Here is an 18,441-nt window from a genome sequence, read left to right on the forward strand (position 1 = left end):
CGACCTTTCGGATCAAATCAAACCTTCTTGTACAACTGACTGCCTTCCTGCTTGAACCGCTCAGCCTGTTCTGCCAGACCTTGCGCAACTTCCGCATCGACAGTTTCGATCCGCTGGTTAGCCGCGTATTCACGGACTTCCTGAGTGATCTTCATCGAGCAGAATTTCGGCCCGCACATAGAGCAGAAGTGCGCGACCTTGGCCGAATCCTTCGGCAGGGTTTCGTCGTGGTACGAGCGCGCGGTATCCGGATCGAGGCCCAGGTTGAACTGGTCTTCCCAACGGAATTCGAAACGCGCCTTGCTCAAGGCGTTGTCGCGAATCTGCGCGCCCGGATGCCCCTTGGCAAGGTCGGCAGCGTGAGCCGCGATCTTGTAGGTGATGATCCCGGTCTTCACGTCATCCTTGTTCGGCAGGCCCAAGTGTTCCTTCGGCGTCACGTAGCACAGCATGGCGCAACCGAACCAGCCGATCATCGCCGCACCGATACCGGAGGTGATGTGGTCGTAGCCTGGGGCGATGTCGGTGGTCAGCGGGCCGAGGGTGTAGAACGGCGCCTCGTCGCAGCACTCGAGCTGCTTGTCCATGTTCTCTTTGATCAACTGCATCGGCACGTGGCCCGGGCCTTCGATCATGCACTGCACGTCGTGCTTCCAGGCGATTTTGGTCAGCTCACCGAGGGTTTCCAGCTCACCGAATTGTGCGGCGTCATTGGCGTCGGCAATCGAGCCCGGACGCAGGCCATCGCCCAGCGAGAAGCTGACGTCGTAGGCCTTCATGATTTCGCAGATGTCTTCGAAATGGGTGTAGAGGAAGTTTTCCTTGTGGTGCGCCAGGCACCACTTGGCCATGATCGAACCGCCACGGGAGACGATGCCGGTGACGCGCTTGGCGGTCAGCGGTACGTAGCGCAGCAATACGCCGGCGTGGATGGTGAAGTAGTCGACGCCCTGCTCGGCCTGCTCGATCAGCGTGTCGCGGAACAGCTCCCAGGTCAGGTCTTCGGCGGCGCCGCCGACTTTTTCCAGGGCCTGGTAGATCGGCACGGTACCGATCGGCACCGGCGAGTTACGGATGATCCATTCGCGGGTTTCGTGAATGTGCTTGCCAGTGGACAAGTCCATGACGGTGTCCGAACCCCAGCGAATGCCCCAGGTCAGTTTCGCCACTTCTTCTTCGATGGACGAACCCAAGGCACTGTTGCCGATGTTGCCGTTGATCTTCACCAGGAAGTTACGGCCGATGATCATCGGTTCCAGTTCGGTGTGGTTGATGTTGGCCGGAATGATCGCGCGACCACGGGCGATCTCTTCACGGACAAATTCGGGGGTGATGATTTTCGGCACGCTGGCGCCGAAGCTGTAGCCGGCGTGTTGCTGGTCCAGCAAGCCTGCGGCACGGGCCACTTCGAGCTTCATGTTTTCGCGGATGGCGACGTATTCCATCTCGGCGGTGATGATGCCTTTACGGGCGTAGTGCATCTGGCTGACGTTGGCCCCCGGCTTGGCGCGGCGCGGGTTGTTCACGTGGGCGAAACGCAGCTTGGTCAGCTCCGGATCGGCGAGGCGTTCCTGGCCGAAGTTGGAGCTCAGGCCAGGCAGACGCTCGGTGTCGCCACGGGATTCGATCCACGGCGAACGCACATCGGCCAGGCCTTTGCGCACGTCGATGATGACGTTGGGGTCGGTGTACGGGCCCGAGGTGTCATACACCACCACCGGCGCGTTGATTTCGCCGCCGAAGTCGGTCGGGGTCACGTCCAGGCTGATTTCGCGCATCGGCACGAGGATGTCGGGGCGCGTGCCCTGGACATAGATTTTTTGCGAGCGGGTAAACGGCTGAACCGATTGCTGATCGACCTTGGCCGAATCACTCAGGTTGGTTGCGATTTTTGATTTTGTAGTCATCACGGGCTCTCCAGACAGCATCCAGGCAGTGGATTTTTGTCGGAGCGAACCTGTAAACGAATGGACGCACGGATGCTGGAAACCAGCTGTGCTGTGCTCAATACTCGAGGGGTGTTCGACTGTCGAACAACATCCCGGACGAAGCACAAGAGGACTCGCCGGGTGACGAGAAATCTTGTTCCCTACGCAGGCGCTAACCTGATCAGGTTCAACGGGATCCGAAATTATTCGATCTCAGCCTCATAGCAAGGCACCCCGACAAGAACCCGGCCAGTCTAGACATAACCGGCAAAGAACGCCAACACCGCAGCAAACACCATGATGAGTGGCGCAATTACCGGATTGTTGCCGTGCCTGCGTGCAACTACACTCGCTACGCCGTGCGGCGCCTTGACGCTGCAGGGCGCCCCACCGTAGCCTTGCAGCTCAAATTATCAGCGTAATTTTTAGGGATGGCCTCATGCTGCGCAAACTCTCACTGGCCCTTGCCGTGTCTTGTGCGTCCAACGGAATGGCCTGGGCAGCTGAAGCGCCCTTATCGACCAGGACTGACCTGGTCAGCGTCTATCAGGAAGCGGTGGACAACAACGCCGATATCGCCGCCGCCCGCGCCCAATACGGCGCCCAGAAGGAAGTTGTGCCCCAGGCCCGCGCCGGGCTGCTGCCCAACCTGTCGGCCGGTGCCGACATAAACAACACCCGTACCGCGCTCGATCAGCCATCGGTGATCTCGACCCGCAGCGGCACGGCGTATCAGGCGACCCTGTCGCAACCGATTTTCCGCGCCGACCGCTGGTTCCAGTTCCAGGCCGCCAAGGACGTCAACGAACAGGCCGCCTTGCAACTCTCGGCCACCGAACAGAACCTGATCCTGCAAAGCGCCGAAAGCTATTTCAACGTGCTGCGCAGCCAGGACACCCTGGCCTCGACCAAGGCCGAAGAAGCAGCCTTCAAACGCCAGCTCGACCAGTCCAACGAGCGCTTCGACGTCGGCCTGTCGGACAAGACCGATGTGCTGCAATCCCAGGCCAGTTACGACACGGCACGGGCCAACCGGATTCTCGCTCAGCGTCAGGTGGATGACGCGTTCGAAGCGCTGATCACCCTGACCAACCGTCAGTACAACTCGATCCAGGGCATTGTCCATACCTTGCCGATCCTGCCGCCAGCGCCGAACGACGCCAAGGCCTGGGTCGACACCGCCGCCAAGCAGAACCTCAATCTGCTGGCCAGCAACTACGCGGTGAGCGCCGCCGAGGAAACCCTCAAGCAGCGCAAGGCCGGACATGCACCCACCCTGGATGCAGTCGCGCAATACAAGAAAGGTGACAACGACGCCCTCGGCTTTACCAACCCGAGCGCGACCGGCGTGCGTTACGGCGGCGATGTGGAACAACGCACCGTCGGCCTGCAATTGAGCATTCCGCTCTACAGCGGCGGGCTCACCAGCTCCCAGGTGCGTGAGTCTTATTCACGGCTGGATCAAACGGAACAACAACGCGAAGCCCTGCGTCGCCAAGTCGTGGAAAATACCCGCAACCTGCACCGCGCCGTCAACACCGACGTCGAGCAGGTGCAGGCACGCCGGCAGTCGATCATCTCCAACCAGAGCGCGGTGGAAGCGACCGAAATCGGTTATCAGGTGGGGACGCGCAACATCGTCGACGTGCTCGACGCCCAGCGTCAGCTGTACACCTCGGTGCGCAACTACAACAACACCCGCTACGACTACATCCTCGACAACCTGCGTTTGAAGCAAGCCGCCGGCACCTTGAACCCGGGGATTTGCAAGACCTGACGCGTTATCTCAAAGCCGACTACAACCCGGACAAGGACTTCCTGCCACCGGATCTGGCCAAGGCTGCGGCGGAGCAATTGAAAGCGAAGCCTTAAAAAGCAAAAGATCGCAAAAGCAAAAGATCGCAGCCTTCGGCAGCTCCTACAGGGTGTACATCAATCCCAATGTAGGAGCTGCCGAAGGCTGCGATCTTTTTGTTTCAGGCAACTCGGTCTAACGCTCGATCAACCGCCCCAAGCCATCCATCAACCGCTGCAACGCGCCCTGATTGGTGCGCATCACCTTCAGCCCCGCCTCGGCCATCCGCTGCGCATCGCGCGGCAGTTCTAACAGCCGCTGCACTGCCAGCGCCAGACTTTCGGCATCATCGACCTCGGCCAACGCCCCGGCGCTGCGCAACTGTGCGGCGATCTCGAGGAAGTTGAACAGGTGCGGCCCGCTGAGCACCGGTTTGGCCAGGGCTGCCGGCTCCAGCAGGTTATGCCCGCCGTTCGGCACCAGGCTGCCACCGACGAACGCGCTGTCGGCCAAGGCGTAGAGAAACAGCAACTCGCCCATGGTATCGCCCAGCAGCACCGACGTGCCGGCGGTAACCGGCTCGCCTGTCGAACGCCGTACCGTGGCGAACCCCTGCTGCCGGCACAACTCGAACACCGGGTTGAAGCGCTCCGGATGACGCGGCACCAGAATCAGCAAGGCGTCGGGATGACTTGCCAGCAGCCGACGATGGGCAGCCAGCACCACTTCGTCTTCACCTTCATGGGTACTCGCGGCGATCCACACCGGACGCTCCTGCGCCTGCCATTGCCCACGCAACTCGGCGGCACGCTGCAACAATTGCGGGTCGATGGTCAGGTCGAACTTGATCGAACCGGTCACTTCGACAGTTTCCGGGCGCGCCCCCAAATCGCGAAAACGCTGCGCCTCGGTTTCAGTCTGCACCGCGAACAGGCTCATCTCGGCGAGCATCGGACGGGTCAGTTCAGGGAAGCGGCCATAGCCCTTGGCTGAGCGTTCGGACAGTCGCGCATTGGCCAACGCCACGGGAATTCCGCGCTTGGCGCATTGATGGATATGGTTGGGCCAGAGCTCGGTTTCCATGATGACCGCCAGTTTCGGTCGGGCCCGATCAAGGAATCGCTTTGCTGCGCAGGGCAAGTCGTAAGGCAAATAGCAGTGCTGAATGCGCGGCTCGTCGGCGAACAGCGCCTGGATGCGCTCGGAGCCGGTCGGGGTCATGCAGGTGACGGTGATCGGCAGCGTCGGATAACGTTGCAACAAGGCACGAATCATCGGCGCCGCGGCGATGCTTTCGCCCACCGACACCGCATGCACCCAGAGGCCGTCCGGTTTCATCACCGGCAGCGCGAGGGAGAAGCGCTCGCCAATGCGCCTGGCGTACGCCGGCGCCTTGCGCGCCCGCAGCCAAAGCCGAATCGCCACCAATGGCAGCCCCAGGTAAAACAGCGCGGTGTAGAGAGTTCTATTCATGGCGGCGGAGTTTATCGGTTTTTTAGCCGATCGCCTGCAAGTGCACGGCAAAACGTTCCGCCAGCCAACGAGCTGCCGGGCCGAGGGGCTCGTCGCGGCGCCAGACCAGTTCGACAATCAATGCCGGCGGAGTCCATTCGCTGGCCAGTTCGACCATCAGATTCTGATACGCCGGGTACTGCACCACATGGCGCGGCAACCAGGCCCAGCCGAGACCACGCATCACCCATTCGGCCATCACGTAGAAACTGTCGGCGCGCCAGACCTGCGGGCTGGCCGGCTCGCTGCCGGGGTAGACGCTGGACTGCGTGGACATCAACAACTGTCGATGCTGTGCCAATTGCTGACAATCGACCTGCGTCTGCTTCGCCAAGGGATGCCCCACGCCGCACACCGTGACCATTTCGACGCTGCCCAGCACCCTCCGCTCAAGGGCTTCGGGAATCTGTTCGTGATAGAACAACAAGCCCAGATCGGCCCGACGCTCCACCAATTTGCGCGCGACATCACCCTGAGCGGCGCTGGTCAACTGCACTTCGAGGCTGGGAAACTTTTCTGCCAGAGCCTCGAAGCTTTCCACCACCGCTTGATAGGGCATCGCCTCGTCCTGAGCCACCCGCAGGCTCGCTTCCTGGCCGCGCATCATCGCCAGTGCCCGGCCGTTGAGGCGCTCGCATTGGCGCAGCACTTCCCGCGCCTCTTCAAGCAGGGCGGTGCCGGCTTCGGTGAGTTTCGGCTGACGACCGCTGCTGCGATCGAACAGGCTGACGCCCAAGTCTTCTTCCAGCAGCGCAATCGAACTGCTGACCGCCGACTGCGCCTTGCGCTGATCCCGCGCCACCGCGGAAAACGAACGTTGTTCCGCGACGCTGACAAACAAGCGCAGCTGTTCCAGATTCCATTGCATGTTCATGGCTCAACCCATCTTCAAAACAGATAGGTAATGACTTTACCGCATCTGGCGGATCTCTAAAATGCCGACCTCAGAGAGCAACGCTTCATACGAGGATTGACCCATGACCGCTTACTACTACCTGGCCATCGCCATCTGCGCCGAAGTAATCGCTACCGTTTCGATGAAAGCGGTCAAGGGTTTCAGCACGCCATTGCCGCTGCTGCTGGTCATCGTCGGTTACGGTATTGCTTTCGGGATGCTGACCCTGGTGGTGCGCAGCGTTCCGGTGGGCGTGGCCTACGCGGTGTGGGCCGGCATGGGCATCGTGATGGTCAGCGTCGCGGCGCTGTTTATCTACGGGCAGAAGCTGGATGTACCGGCGATGCTGGGGATGGCGCTGATTGTGCTGGGGGTCGTGGTTATTCAGCTGTTCTCCAAGACTGTCGGACACTAAAACCCGAAGCACGATCTATTGATCACCAACAAATCCCCTGCGCATCGAGTCTGTATACTGCGCCCTCGTCTTGAACACTGAGGTCGCTGCATGCCATCCGTTATTTCTACCGACGTTCTGATTGTCGGCGCTGGTGTCGCCGGCCTCTGGCTGAATGCGCGTCTGCGCCGCCAGGGTTTTTCGACCGTGCTGGTGGAAAGCGCCAGCCTCGGTGGCGGGCAGAGCGTGAAGTCCCAGGGCATCATCCACGGCGGCGCCAAGTACGCGTTGCACGGCGCCCTGACCGGTGCCTCGGAAGCCATCGCCGACATGCCGCGGCGCTGGCGTGAAGCGCTGGCCGGCGACGGTGAGCTGGACCTGTCGGGTGTACGCGTGTTGTCTGATGCTCACTACCTCTGGTCCCCGGGCACCCTCGCTGGCAATCTCACCAGTTTTTTCGCCAGCAAAGCCGTGCGCGGGCGAGTCGATCAGGTTAAAGGCGATCAATTGCCACCGGCGCTGCAAGACAAGCGCTTCAAGGGCAAGGTCTATCGCCTGACGGAACTGGTGGTCGACGTGCCGAGCCTGATCCAGCGCCTGGCCGATCTGGCTGGCGACGGTCTGTTGGCTGGTCAGCACATCGAACCGCTGCTGGAAAACGGCGAACTGGTCGGTTTGAAAGTCGACGAACGTGAGATCCGCGCCCAGCGCATCGTTCTCAGCGCCGGTGCCGGCACCGCCGACCTGCTCACGGCACTGGGCCTGAGCCAACCGGCCATGCAACGCCGGCCCCTGCACATGATCATCGTCAAAGGCCCGGGCCTCAAACCGCTGTACGCCCATTGCCTGGGCGGCGGGCCTAAGCCGCGCGTCACCGTGACCACACACCCGGCCGCCGATGGCCAGTGGGTCTGGTACGTGGGAGGCGACATCGCCGAAGCCGAAGGTGTGGTCCGCGACCCTGCGGCGCAGATCGCCAGCGCGCAAAAAGAACTCGGCAACCTGCTGCCATGGATCGACTTGAGCACCGCACAGTGGGCGACCTTGCGGGTCGAACGCGCGGAGCCGCTGCAATCGGGCCTGACTCGCCCGGACAATGCCTTCCTCGCCGAGCAGAATCGCCTGCTGGTGGGTTGGCCGACCAAACTCGCCTTGGCGCCGGACTTCGCTGATCGCGTCCTCGCCGCCCTGCAACGTGACGGCATCCAGCCGAGCCATCCGGCACCGCTGCCTGAACTGCCGAAACCGCCGATGGGCGTCCCTGCCTGGGAGCAACTGCTGCCATGAGCCAACCGACCCTGCACGACCTGCATCGCCCTTTGGGCAGCACCGGCCTGCTGGTTTCGCCCCTGGGTCTGGGCACGGTGAAACTTGGCCGCGATCAAGGGGTGAAATACCCCAATGGCTTCCAGATCCCCGACGATGACGAAGCGCGCAGGCTGCTCAAACTCGCGCGCGACCTGGGCATCAACCTGATCGACACCGCGCCGGCTTATGGCCGCAGCGAAGAGCGTCTCGGCCCGTTGCTACGTGGTCAACGCCAGGATTGGGTGATCGTCAGCAAGGTTGGCGAAGAGTTTGCCGACGGCCAGTCGCGTCACGATTTCAGTGCCGGCCATACTCGCCTGTCGGTGGAACGCAGCCTTCGACGTCTGGAAACGGATTTTATCGATCTGGTGCTGGTGCACTCCGACGGCAACGACCTGGCGATCCTGAATGAAAGCGAGGTCTATGCGACTCTTGCCGAGCTCAAGCGCGAAGGCAAGATTCGCGGTTTCGGCTTTTCCGGCAAAACCGTCGAAGGCGGCTTGAAGGCTCTGGAACAAGGTGATTGCGCGATGGTCACCTACAATCTGAACGAACAGAACGAGAAGGCAGTCATTGACTATGCTGCTGCTCACGGCAAAGCGATCCTGGTCAAAAAAGCCTTGGCCAGCGGCCACGTGTGCCTGAGCCCGGGCGTGGACCCGGTGCGCGCCAGCTTCGAGTTGCTGTTTGAACACCCGGGTGTAGCCAGTGCTATTGTCGGGACCATCAATCCGCTGCACCTCGCCCACAACGTCGCGACCGTTGCCCAGGTCCTTCGTAGCAACTGACGCCGCCCACGCGGCCTTAAGCAGGAGCCGACATGCCGCGTACGCTAATAAGAAAGAACCCGAGCAACTTCAAAACCCTGCCGTTATTCGTCGAAGCAACGCCCGAAGGCCTGAGTTACCAGAGCGTCGGGATGCCGTTGAATTTTTCCCAGACCCTGCAACGTCGCCGCCCGGTGACAGTGGCCGACAGCGAGCGGTTTGCCCTGGAGCTGGCGAACCTCGGGGTCTCGGTGCGCCTGACCCTGCATTGGCAGAATCGCGATTACTGGGTGTTGGTGCGTCAGCGTCGGCAGGACCGCGGCGATGTGGTGCTCAAGCTGATCTCCGGTTACGTACCGGCCCATGAGCTGAATCTACCGCTGCACACAGCGACCCAGGAAATTGCCGAAGAATGCCTGCTGGAAACCCCGGAAGGCTGGCTCAGCGGGCGCTTCAACGACACCTGGCTGCCAGCGCCCTATTCGTCCGCCCTGCATTACCGCGAAGCCATGCCGTTTCGCCTGACGCCCCTGTCCGGCTCGGCGCGCCCGGTGCGCTGCGCCAACATGCCGCTGATCGAACGCCCGCGGGCCTACGTGCATTTGCCGACCGCATCGCTGCAATTGATCTACGACTTGCGCCTGGAGGTGCCCAAGGAAGCCAAATCCCTGAGCCTGTTCCATGTGGACGAACGGCTGGAGGGCGATCAATTGGTGGCCCGGCTCGATCGCAAACGTCCCGATTTGTACTTGATGCCACTGCAGGACGGCCAGCCGATGGGCGAGCTCTATACGCTGAAAAAGGATCAGTTGTACCCGGCGAGTACCCGCGGGCTGTATTTGGCAGAAAGTTTTGCCCGGCAGGAAGGCTGGCTGGTGAAGGATGAGCGGATTCGCTGGAAAGATTGGGTGCGGCAACAGGGTTTGAGCCCGCCGGGCAAAGACTCCGGTTTAGCCCGGTTACGCGGGAAGGCGAAGCAACTGCTGAAAAGAATCGTGCCGCGCAAGAAAGTCAGCTCTTGAAGCAAAAGATCGCATAAAGCAAAAGATCGCAGCCTTCGGCAGCTCCTACAGGGACATGTGTACACCCATGTAGGAGCAGCCGAAGGCTGCGATCTTTTTCATGATCCTCCTACAAAGTGGAAGGATCATGCTCGGTCAGTGATTGCGGATCTTCTCGACAATCGCCGTGGTCGAGCTGTTTTCCACCAGTCCCAGCACTTTCACGGTCCCGCCGTAAGCGCTGACGATGTCTGCGCCGACGACCTGGTCGATCCCATAATCACCGCCCTTGACCAGCACGTCCGGCTTGACCTCGCGCAGCAGGTTTTCCGGGGTGCCCTCAGAGAAGCTGATCACCCAATCCACGGCGCCCAGACCTGCCAGTACCGCCATGCGACGGTCGACGCTGTTGATCGGACGACCTGGCCCTTTCAGGCGGCTCACCGACGCATCGTCGTTGACCGCCACGATCAGACGATCGCCCTGGGCCCGCGCCTGTTCGAGGTACGTCACATGGCCGGCATGCAGGATGTCGAAGCAGCCGTTGGTGAAGACAATCTTCTCGTTGTGCGCACGTGCGTCGTCGACCGCCAACAGCAATTGCTCGAGCCCCAGCACGCCACGCTCGGAACCCTCTTCACGCTGGATCGCGCGACGCAGTTCCGGCGCGCTGATCGCCGCCGTACCGAGCTTGCCGACCACGATGCCCGCCGCCAGGTTGGCCAGGGCTACCGCGTGGGGCAGTTCTTCGCCAGCGGCAATCGCCGCCGCCAGGGTAGAAATCACCGTGTCACCGGCGCCGGTCACGTCGAATACTTCACGGGCACGGGCCGGCAGGTGCAGCGCCGGATGATCCGGGCGCAACAGCGTCATGCCGTGCTCGCCACGGGTCACCAGCAAGGCACCGAGGTCCAGGTCATGCATCAGCTGCGCGCCCTTGCTCACCAATTCATGCTCATCGGCGCAACCGCCGACAATGGTTTCGAATTCGCTGAGGTTCGGGGTAATCAGGCTCGCGCCACGGTAGATCGAGAAATCCTTGCCTTTAGGATCGGCCAACACTGGAATGCCACGGGCACGGGCGGCCTGGATCAGCACCTGATGATTTTTCAGCGCGCCTTTGCCGTAGTCGGACAGCACCAGCACCTTGATGCCTTCGAGCAATTCGTCCACTTGCTCGCCCAGCGCCAGGGCGTCGGTGGCAAAAGGTTCTTCGAAGTCGATCCGCAGCAATTGCTGGTGACGGCTCATGACCCGCAGCTTGACGATGGTCGGCTGGTGCGCGATGCGCTGGAACAACGCCCGTACGCCGGCGCCCTTGAGGCTATTGACCAGGCTGTCGGCCGCTTCGTCGTCGCCGGTCACGCCGACCAGCGAGGCCGGCGCACCGAGTGCGGCAATGTTCAGGGCAACGTTGGCGGCACCGCCCGGGCGGTCTTCGATTTGCTCGACCTTGACGACCGGTACCGGCGCCTCAGGGGAGATCCGTGAGGTACCACCATGCCAGTAACGGTCGAGCATGACATCGCCGACCACCAAGACAGGGGCTTGATTGAATCGCGGCATGGACAACTTCATGGAGCAACCCACATACAAAATGAACAAGGGCGCGATATTAACACAGGGTTGGCGCTGGCTTGCGTGACGGCTGCAACCGGATGAATCGGCGGGATTTTCTGCTCATTTATTGAGCAAAAACAGCGATAACCGACGGCAAGCATCCGCGAGTTGCAGCGTATGGGTATCGATCTCGCACTCCGCCGTCAACGGTGCCTCATAAGGGCTGTCGACTCCCGTGAAGTCCTTGATTCGCCCTTGCCGGGCCGCTTGATACAAACCTTTTGGGTCGCGTTGCGCGCACACGGCGAACGGCGTGCTCACATACACCTCAATGAAATCACCCTCGGCGAACAATCGACGCGCGGCGTCACGCTCGGCGCGAAACGGCGAGATCGCCGCGACAATCACTATCAACCCGGCGTCGACCATCAGCCGTGCCACCTCAGCCATGCGCCGAATGTTTTCCCGGCGACACTCAGGCCCCATCCCCAAATCACGACACAAGCCGTTGCGCAGGTTATCGCCATCGAGCAGAAACGTGTGCAGCCCGTGCTGATTGAGTTGCAGCTCCAGCGCATTGGCCAGTGTCGACTTGCCCGCCCCTGACAAACCCGTCAGCCAGAGGCAACGGGGGTGCTGGAATTTGATTGCCGCCCGGTCGCTGCTCGACAGCGATAAAGCGTAAGGCCTGATCCGGGGAATCGGCATCGACCGGCCCTCATTCATAACCGAGCATTTCATAATCGCGCTGGTACACCCGGCGCACCAGCCGACGGGTACGCACCGAGCAGAAATCACGGGCAAGCATCGGGCGCCGCTGCTGCGAACCGTTGACGTGGGGCAGCACCGCCGAGTGGCCCAGCTGTTCGCAGACCAGCCGGAAATCCCGCTCCAGATGCTCCTGATAGCCAATGAAATCCAGCGCCAGATGCCCCAGGGAGTCGGTGAGAAAGTCTGTTTGTGCTGCAAAATGCATTTGGCGGCTGATCGTCTCCGAGTGCAGCCAGCGAGCGACGAAATCATCGAAGTCACGGTAGTGGCTGACCAGCTTCTGCGCCGCCTGATCGCGCCGGCCCAACTCGTTGCCCCGCAGAAAAGCATAAGCCGAGTAAGCCCTTTCCAGAGGATCACGAACGAAGGCGAACTTGAAACTGGCGGCAAACTGCTCCGGAAATTGCTGCTCGTACCAGTACAACGGCAAGTGCCCCGGGCTCCAGCCATCGAACATCGCGGCACACACGCTGCTCCCGGCACATTTGGGAACATGAATGAATAGACAGGAACGCTGTTCGAAGGCCTGGGGAAAACTCAGGTTGGCCGACATCGACTTGTTGATCACCTGCCGATCCACGACCGACAGGCGCCCCAGCAAAAAAGCCCGCTGCGGCTTGGGCAAGAGCTTCCAGAGATAACGTTGCAGCATGGCAATACCCGCGCGAAAGGGATGGCCCCCTCGATTGAAGTCAAAGTTCGTTCAGGAACCTTAACAAGCGCGTTGCCGAGATTTATTCCGGTTTGGTCAAGAAGCGTAAAGGTCTGGATACAATCCACCGGACGCGTTGCACGCCGGTGAATGCGAGGGTAAGCCAGGCTTACCCTCGCATCGGGTCAGGCAATGTCTTCAGCCGGGGCGTCGAGGCCCATGGCGTTCAGGCGGGCGTAGTAGCCATTCTGCGCCAGAAGTTCGGCATGGGTGCCGCGCTCGACGATCCGGCCCTGATCCATGACCAGAATCAGGTCAGCCTTCTCGATGGTCGACAACCGGTGAGCGATCACCAGGGTGGTCCGGCCTTTCATGACTTGGTCCAGCGCAGCCTGGATATGCCGCTCGGATTCGGTATCGAGGGCCGAAGTCGCTTCGTCGAGGATCAGCAACGGCGCGTTCTTCAACAGGGCCCGGGCAATCGCCAGACGCTGGCGCTGACCGCCGGACAACAACACGCCGTTCTCGCCGACCTGGGTGTCCAGGCCTTCGGGCAACTGCGCGATGAAGTCCATCGCGTAGGCGTCTCTTGCCGCTTTTTCGATGTCTTCACGGGGTGCGCCAGCCAGATCGCCATACGCGATGTTGTTGGCCACGGTGTCGCTGAACAGCGTCACATGCTGGGTCACCTGAGCGATGTGCTTGCGCAGGTTCAGCAATTTGTACTGTTCCACTTCAACGCCATCGATCAGGATCTCGCCCTTGTCGTGGTGATAGAAGCGCGGAATCAGGTTGGCCAGGGTCGACTTGCCACTGCCCGAGCGCCCCACCAGTGCCACCATTTGCCCCGGCTCGACCGAGAAGCTGATGTCATCGAGTACCTGGCGCTCGGTGCCCGGGTAGGTGAAGCTCAAGTGACGCACGTCCAGCCGACCGCTGACCGCATCGCGCTCGATGGTGCCGGTATCGACTTCAGGTTCGACATCCAGTTGCTCGAAGATACTCTCGGCGCCGGCCACACCTTTCTGGATGGTCGAGCTGACTTCGGACAATTGGCGGATCGGCTTGGGCAACAGGCCCGCCAAAGTGATGTAGGCCACCATGTCACCGGCGGACGCATCGCCACGCAGGAGCAGCACCAGGAACATCAGCACCGCCATGGCGCTGTAGATCACCAGTTGCAGCAGCGGCGTATAGATGGCGCCTGTGCGGGTCATGCGCAGTTGCTTGTCGGTATTGCCTTGGCTGGCGTTGAAGAAACGCTTTTCTTCGTAGACTTCGCCGCCGAAGCTACGCACCACGCGATAGCCCTGGATGGTTTCCGAAGCCACATGGGTCACGTCACCCATGGCAGCCTGGATCTTCTTGCTCTGTTTGCGAAATTTCTTGCTCGCGGTGCGCACCATCAAAGCGATCAACGGCAGGATCGCAACCATGACCAGCGTCAGGCGCCAGTTCATGAACAGTAGCGAGATGAATAGAAAGATCACCGTCATGCCTTCACGGATTACGACCTTGATCGCATCTGTCGCCGCCCCCGTGACCATAGTCACGTTGAAGGTGATGCGCGAAATCAGATGACCCGAGTTATGCTTGTCGAAGTAGCGGTTGGGCAAGACCAGCAGGTTGTTGAACAACTGTACGCGCAAGTCATGGACCAGCCCGAGGGAAACCTTGGCCAGGAAGTAGTTGCCCAGATAAGATCCCAGCCCCTGCCATGCCGCAATCAGGATGATCAGCAAAGGCACAGCCTGCAGCAGTTGCAGGTCACGCAGGTAAGGCACGCTTGGAAATAGCGCCGCTTCAGGGTTGGACAGGCCGTCGACGAAGTACTTGAGGATGTAGCCAAGCATTGGCTGAGTCGAAGCGAAAATCAGAAAACCGACAATGCTGATCAGGAACAGACTGATGTACGGCCGGACATAGCCGAGCAGGCGGAAGTAGATTTTCAAGCTCGATGGGCTTGCGCAGAGACTGGAGTCGGTCATATCACGCGAATGTCGATAAAAAGGACGCTGACTTTAGCACAGCTTCTTCAGGGTTCTGGCAATCGCATAAAGGCTGTTATTGTAAGCTTCACAATCAACATCAAATAGCCATCATCCCGAAATGACCGATCACAGGATTGAATCTCTCAGCATGCAACTCAGTGGTTTCAACAGCACGTCCAATCGAGTATTCGATTTCATTTGCCTCTGGATTCTTCCACTCGGCTACTTCCTGCTCCTGTGTGCGCTGTTCTTTCTGCCGGGGCGCAGCCTGCATCACAAGCTTTTTTATGGCCTGTTCAGCATTCCATCGTTTATCGCCCTTTGCCTGCGTCCCCGTGAATTCAAAGAGTTGCTGCGCGAACCGATTGTCGTCGCGGCGCTGCTGTTCGCCGCCTGGGCCTTGCTCAGCCTGAGCTGGGGACCGCCGATGGAGCACAGCGTGATTGGCCAGTTCAAACCCGCCTTGCACACACTGTTGCTGTTCGCTGGCTGCTACCTGCTGGTGCGCCACCGAAGCGAGATCGTCCAGCCCTTACTGTTCAGCGCCGCGATGGTCGGGCTGATCGCTTCGGTCTATAACCTGTTCATGTTTGCCCGCATCTACGAGCCGGGCATGCGCCTGATCGGGGGGGGCGCATTCGACAATCCACTGCTCAGTTCCCACGCATTCGGCTTTTTTTGTACCTACTGGCTGAGCTTGAGCATGACCAGCAAGCGTCGCCAGATGCTCTGGCTGAGCGTCCCGGCGATGGCAATCATGTTCGCCGCAGTGATCGCCACCGGCTCCAGAACTCCGCTGGTTGCATTGACACTGGCTGCGCTCTGGCTGAGCTTCATCAGCTGGAACCGTCGCTCTTTCGTATTGCTGAGTGCCCTGTTGATCAGCGGCGCAGCGGTTGCCGTACTGTTTTCGCGGATGATCATCGAGCGCGGCGACTCCTATCGTTTTGAAATCTGGCAGCTGGCCTTGCACAAAATTGCCGATCACCCGTGGATCGGTCATGGCTACAACGCCACCCTGACCCTCGATCCCGGCATCGGTTACACCTTGCAAGAGCCTCATAGCTTCGCCTTGGGGGTGCTCTATTACGTCGGTATTTTCGGCTTGCTGCCGTGGCTGTTCTTCCAGGTGTGGAGCTTGCTGAACAGCTGGCGGTATCGCCTGCAACCGTTGTTCATCATCACCTCGACCTGGCTGGTATTTGGCATCGGCGCAGGCCTGACCGAAGGTGGCGGGATCATCTCCCGGCCCAAGGAGCACTGGTTCCTGCTGTGGATACCGCTGGCACTGATCGCCGCCCTGAGCATCAACCAGCGTGCCAGACGCCTGTTGGCGATGCCGATCAAGATGTTGACGCCGACGGCCCTGCAACAGTTGACCGCCAATGCCCAGGTGATCGAAGAAGACGGGCTGGGGCCTAAAGTCCTGCGCCTGGTCGATGGTAGCTTCCTCAAGCTGTTCCGTCGCCGCCGCTGGTACACCTCGGGCAGCTTCAACCCCTATTCCGAACGTTTTGCCACCAACAGCCAGCAATTGCGCAACATGGGTATCCCGACCCCGCAAATTCTGGACCTGTACCGACTCAAAGACGGTAGCAGTGCCGTGCACTATTCACCGCTGCCGGGCAGTACCTTGCGCCAGGTTCTTCAAGGCATAACCGCGCCCGCGGTGCGTCAGGCGCTGGTTGAGCGTTTCGGCAAGTTCATGGCGCAACTGCATGAACAAGGCGTCTATTTCCGTTCCCTGCACCTGGGCAACGTACTGGTACTGGATGACGGTGAATTCGGCCTGATCGATCTGGCGGATATGCGCATCTATCCGTCATCGCTGAGTCTGTCCCTGCGTCGGCGCAACCTGCGTCATATGCAGCGTTACACCGAGGATCGACGCTGGCTGTTCGAAGACTACTTTGACGCGCTACTCCAAGGCTACGCCGTGATAGCGTCGAAATCCGCTGCGGATAACCTGCACAGGCAAGTGCTGGCCGGGAGCCATCCGGCCCGGACTCATTAATGGTTGAAACCAACCCGCTCATTGCGCTGGCAGCCTACCTGTTGGCCATCGCGACCGCCGCGCTGTTGTTGCGCGCCGTTCCGAAAATCGCCCGACACCTCGGGCATGCCGGTGAGAGCCGCTATGCCAGCATCGATGGGCTGCGCGGCTATCTGGCTTTCGGCGTGTTCGTGCACCATTCAATCATTACCTGGATCTTCCTGCGGACCGGCGTGATCGAATTTCCACCGAGCAATTTCTACTCACAGCTTGGTCAGGCCAGCGTCGCGCTGTTTTTCATGATCACCGGCTTTCTGTTCTGGAGCCGATTGCTCACCCAGGGGCGCCAACACGACTGGCTGGCCTTCGCGATATCGCGGCTGTTTCGTCTCTACCCGCTGTACCTGCCGCTGATGTTGATTGTGTTTGTCACCGTGTTCTACCTGCAGAACTGGGAATTCAACGAACCCGCGACGCAACTGCTCGGCCAGACGCTGGCCTGGCTGACCTTCGACCGACCGGACGTCAATCAGTACCCGCAAACCGGCATGCTGATCTCCAACGTCACCTGGACACTGGGCTACGAAGTGTTCTTCTATCTGGCCCTGCCGCTGGCCGCCATGGGGTTCATCTATCGCGGCAGCTGGCTGCAAGTGGGGCTGTGCCTGATCGGCATTTATGCCCTGTATCAATTGGTCGGCTGGGAGCACTCGCTGAAAAAGCACTTCCTGGCCAGCTTCCTCGGCGGCATCGGCGCCGCGTACTGGATTCGCCGGCCGCACCTTGTGGCCTGGAGTCAGACCCGACTGGCGGGGATCATCGCCTTGCTGGCCCTGGCGATTGCATTTACGGCATTCAACCGCGCGTTCGACCTGATGCCACTGCTGTTGCTCTCGCTGTTTTTTGTGATCGTTGCGTCTGGCAACACACTGTTTGGCGCCCTCAAACCGCGCAGCATTCGCTGGCTTGGAGAAATCAGCTACAGCGTCTATCTGCTGCACGGGTTCGTGCTCTGGGCGATAGTGCAGCGCCTGCCGTTGGTACTGCAGCTGGATACCCGGGAAACCTGGATATTCCTACCGTTGCTCGCCCTGTGCAGTTGCCTGCTGATCATCATCAGCAGCCTGACATTCCTGTACATCGAAAAGCCGGGCATCAATGCAGGAAAGAAAACCGTGAAGTGGCTGCGCCAAAAAAGGAAAGGGCAGAAAATGCTCTCGGAGACAATCGCTCAACAACGTTGAACAATCATTGGGGCTGCCGCTGACGGGCATACGCAAGGAAGCCTTCGATATCATCGCTGCAAAGTTTGTCGGCCAGGCCGTACAACTCAGCCTCCGGCCAGTCCCACCAGGCACTCTGGAGGAGGAGCAAACGCTGCTCCTCGGGGAAACGCCAACGCAGAAAGCTCGCCGGATTGCCACCGACCACCGCGTAGGGCTCGACATCGCGAGTCACCAGCGCACCCGCCGCGACGATTGCGCCATCCCCCACCGTCACACCCGAGAGTATTGTGCTGTTGGAACACAGCCACACATCGTTGCCGATGTTCACATCGCCGTTGGTGCCACTGTAACCACTGATATGCGAGGCCTGTGCAACCATCGCCGGGAACGGAAACGTGGTGACCCAGTCCGCACGGTGATGCCCACCGAGAAAAATCTGCACGCCTTCAGCGATCGAGCAATACGCGCCAATGCTCAGCGTCGAACCTTCCTTCCAGTCATGAACGTGCGGCAAGCCGTAACTGCCACGACCGAAGGCGTACTCCGGGTATCGCAGCTTGAAACGTGCCATACCCCGCTCGATCTTCGGCAACTTGCGAATCGCCCGCTTGGCGCGCTTTTCTCGATAGCGTTGTATCCAGCCCATGT

14 protein-coding genes, 1 pseudogene and 1 riboswitch are annotated in these 18,441 nt (G+C 60.4%); of the genes and pseudogenes, 7 read left to right on the forward strand and 8 right to left on the reverse strand.

Annotation, left to right across the window (positions count from 1 at the left end):
* Positions 1 to 17 precede the first annotated feature (17 nt).
* The gene (thiC, locus tag LOY38_RS27130) at positions 18 to 1,907 is read right to left on the reverse strand and encodes a phosphomethylpyrimidine synthase ThiC (RefSeq protein ID WP_258697850.1); all 1,890 of its coding nucleotides are present in this window, start codon (positions 1,905 to 1,907) and stop codon (positions 18 to 20) included.
* 162 nt (positions 1,908 to 2,069) lie between these two features.
* Positions 2,070 to 2,175: riboswitch (TPP riboswitch) on the reverse strand.
* Positions 2,176 to 2,367: 192 nt separating this feature from the next.
* Here thiC and LOY38_RS27135 point away from each other — a divergent pair.
* Positions 2,368 to 3,800: pseudogene (locus LOY38_RS27135) on the forward strand (TolC family outer membrane protein).
* Between the two features lie 118 nt (positions 3,801 to 3,918).
* Here the strand turns inward: LOY38_RS27135 and waaA are convergent.
* Entirely contained in the window at positions 3,919 to 5,196 is a 1,278-nt protein-coding gene (gene waaA, locus LOY38_RS27140) for a lipid IV(A) 3-deoxy-D-manno-octulosonic acid transferase (protein WP_258697851.1), read from the reverse strand.
* A 22-nt stretch (positions 5,197 to 5,218) separates the two neighbouring features.
* Positions 5,219 to 6,109: a LysR family transcriptional regulator gene (locus LOY38_RS27145; RefSeq protein ID WP_258697852.1), complete on the reverse strand. Its 891-nt coding sequence runs from the start codon at positions 6,107 to 6,109 to the stop codon at positions 5,219 to 5,221.
* Between the two features lie 103 nt (positions 6,110 to 6,212).
* Here LOY38_RS27145 and LOY38_RS27150 point away from each other — a divergent pair, with 103 nt between their 5' ends.
* The 4 genes from LOY38_RS27150 to LOY38_RS27165 all read left to right on the forward strand — a co-directional run bounded on the left by LOY38_RS27150 (position 6,213) and on the right by LOY38_RS27165 (position 9,621).
* Complete coding sequence (locus LOY38_RS27150) at positions 6,213 to 6,545, forward strand: multidrug efflux SMR transporter (RefSeq protein WP_258697853.1); 333 nt, start codon at positions 6,213 to 6,215, stop codon at positions 6,543 to 6,545.
* 90 nt (positions 6,546 to 6,635) lie between these two features.
* A complete protein-coding gene (locus tag LOY38_RS27155; protein ID WP_258697854.1) occupies positions 6,636 to 7,811 on the forward strand; it encodes an FAD-binding oxidoreductase in 1,176 nt (391 codons plus the stop codon).
* Positions 7,808 to 8,620: an aldo/keto reductase gene (locus tag LOY38_RS27160; protein WP_258697855.1), complete on the forward strand. Its 813-nt coding sequence runs from the start codon at positions 7,808 to 7,810 to the stop codon at positions 8,618 to 8,620. The genes LOY38_RS27155 and LOY38_RS27160 overlap by 4 nt, the downstream gene beginning before the upstream one ends.
* A 32-nt stretch (positions 8,621 to 8,652) precedes the next feature.
* Complete coding sequence (locus LOY38_RS27165; protein WP_258697856.1) at positions 8,653 to 9,621, forward strand: metal ABC transporter ATPase; 969 nt, start codon at positions 8,653 to 8,655, stop codon at positions 9,619 to 9,621.
* Between the two features lie 135 nt (positions 9,622 to 9,756).
* On the opposite strand, the gene hldE is transcribed toward LOY38_RS27165, so the two are convergent.
* The 4 genes from hldE to msbA all read right to left on the reverse strand — a co-directional run bounded on the left by hldE (position 9,757) and on the right by msbA (position 14,571).
* Positions 9,757 to 11,178 carry a bifunctional D-glycero-beta-D-manno-heptose-7-phosphate kinase/D-glycero-beta-D-manno-heptose 1-phosphate adenylyltransferase HldE gene (hldE, locus tag LOY38_RS27170; protein ID WP_258697857.1) on the reverse strand — a complete coding sequence of 474 codons (1,422 nt, stop codon included), beginning with the start codon at positions 11,176 to 11,178 and terminating at the stop codon, positions 9,757 to 9,759.
* Between the two features lie 102 nt (positions 11,179 to 11,280).
* Positions 11,281 to 11,886 (reverse strand): adenylyl-sulfate kinase, encoded by a 606-nt coding sequence (cysC, locus tag LOY38_RS27175; RefSeq protein WP_258697858.1) that lies wholly within the window; start codon positions 11,884 to 11,886, stop codon positions 11,281 to 11,283.
* A complete protein-coding gene (locus LOY38_RS27180; protein ID WP_258697859.1) occupies positions 11,879 to 12,583 on the reverse strand; it encodes a sulfotransferase family protein in 705 nt (234 codons plus the stop codon). Before LOY38_RS27180 ends, cysC begins: the two co-directional genes overlap by 8 nt.
* A 185-nt stretch (positions 12,584 to 12,768) precedes the next feature.
* Positions 12,769 to 14,571, reverse strand: a complete 1,803-nt coding sequence (msbA, locus tag LOY38_RS27185) for a lipid A export permease/ATP-binding protein MsbA (protein ID WP_258697860.1) — start codon at positions 14,569 to 14,571, stop codon at positions 12,769 to 12,771.
* Positions 14,572 to 14,722: 151 nt separating this feature from the next.
* Here msbA and LOY38_RS27190 point away from each other — a divergent pair, with 151 nt between their 5' ends.
* Both LOY38_RS27190 and LOY38_RS27195 read left to right on the forward strand, forming a co-directional pair.
* Entirely contained in the window at positions 14,723 to 16,588 is a 1,866-nt protein-coding gene (locus LOY38_RS27190; RefSeq protein WP_258697861.1) for a bifunctional O-antigen ligase/aminoglycoside phosphotransferase family protein, read from the forward strand.
* A complete protein-coding gene (locus LOY38_RS27195) occupies positions 16,588 to 17,811 on the forward strand; it encodes an acyltransferase (protein WP_258697862.1) in 1,224 nt (407 codons plus the stop codon). Before LOY38_RS27190 ends, LOY38_RS27195 begins: the two co-directional genes overlap by 1 nt.
* A gap of 4 nt (positions 17,812 to 17,815) precedes the next feature.
* On the opposite strand, the gene LOY38_RS27200 is transcribed toward LOY38_RS27195, so the two are convergent.
* Positions 17,816 to 18,364 carry a CatB-related O-acetyltransferase gene (locus LOY38_RS27200; protein ID WP_408980644.1) on the reverse strand — a complete coding sequence of 183 codons (549 nt, stop codon included), beginning with the start codon at positions 18,362 to 18,364 and terminating at the stop codon, positions 17,816 to 17,818.
* Positions 18,365 to 18,441: the final 77 nt, after the last annotated feature.

This window comes from Pseudomonas sp. B21-015 (assembly GCF_024749285.1).
Lineage (GTDB): Bacteria > Pseudomonadota > Gammaproteobacteria > Pseudomonadales > Pseudomonadaceae > Aquipseudomonas.

What these genes read in the sequence shown, in the direction of transcription:
- thiC (WP_258697850.1), bottom strand. Translation starts at nt 1,907, where the DNA reads ATGACTACAAAATCAAAAATCGCAACCAACCTGAGTGATTCGGCCAAG.
- waaA (WP_258697851.1), bottom strand. Translation starts at nt 5,196, where the DNA reads ATGAATAGAACTCTCTACACCGCGCTGTTTTACCTGGGGCTGCCATTG.
- LOY38_RS27145 (WP_258697852.1), bottom strand. Translation starts at nt 6,109, where the DNA reads ATGAACATGCAATGGAATCTGGAACAGCTGCGCTTGTTTGTCAGCGTC.
- LOY38_RS27150 (WP_258697853.1), top strand. Translation starts at nt 6,213, where the DNA reads ATGACCGCTTACTACTACCTGGCCATCGCCATCTGCGCCGAAGTAATC.
- LOY38_RS27155 (WP_258697854.1), top strand. Translation starts at nt 6,636, where the DNA reads ATGCCATCCGTTATTTCTACCGACGTTCTGATTGTCGGCGCTGGTGTC.
- LOY38_RS27160 (WP_258697855.1), top strand. Translation starts at nt 7,808, where the DNA reads ATGAGCCAACCGACCCTGCACGACCTGCATCGCCCTTTGGGCAGCACC.
- LOY38_RS27165 (WP_258697856.1), top strand. Translation starts at nt 8,653, where the DNA reads ATGCCGCGTACGCTAATAAGAAAGAACCCGAGCAACTTCAAAACCCTG.
- hldE (WP_258697857.1), bottom strand. Translation starts at nt 11,178, where the DNA reads ATGAAGTTGTCCATGCCGCGATTCAATCAAGCCCCTGTCTTGGTGGTC.
- cysC (WP_258697858.1), bottom strand. Translation starts at nt 11,886, where the DNA reads ATGAATGAGGGCCGGTCGATGCCGATTCCCCGGATCAGGCCTTACGCT.
- LOY38_RS27180 (WP_258697859.1), bottom strand. Translation starts at nt 12,583, where the DNA reads ATGCTGCAACGTTATCTCTGGAAGCTCTTGCCCAAGCCGCAGCGGGCT.
- msbA (WP_258697860.1), bottom strand. Translation starts at nt 14,571, where the DNA reads ATGACCGACTCCAGTCTCTGCGCAAGCCCATCGAGCTTGAAAATCTAC.
- LOY38_RS27190 (WP_258697861.1), top strand. Translation starts at nt 14,723, where the DNA reads ATGCAACTCAGTGGTTTCAACAGCACGTCCAATCGAGTATTCGATTTC.
- LOY38_RS27195 (WP_258697862.1), top strand. Translation starts at nt 16,588, where the DNA reads ATGGTTGAAACCAACCCGCTCATTGCGCTGGCAGCCTACCTGTTGGCC.
- LOY38_RS27200 (WP_408980644.1), bottom strand. Translation starts at nt 18,364, where the DNA reads ATGGCACGTTTCAAGCTGCGATACCCGGAGTACGCCTTCGGTCGTGGC.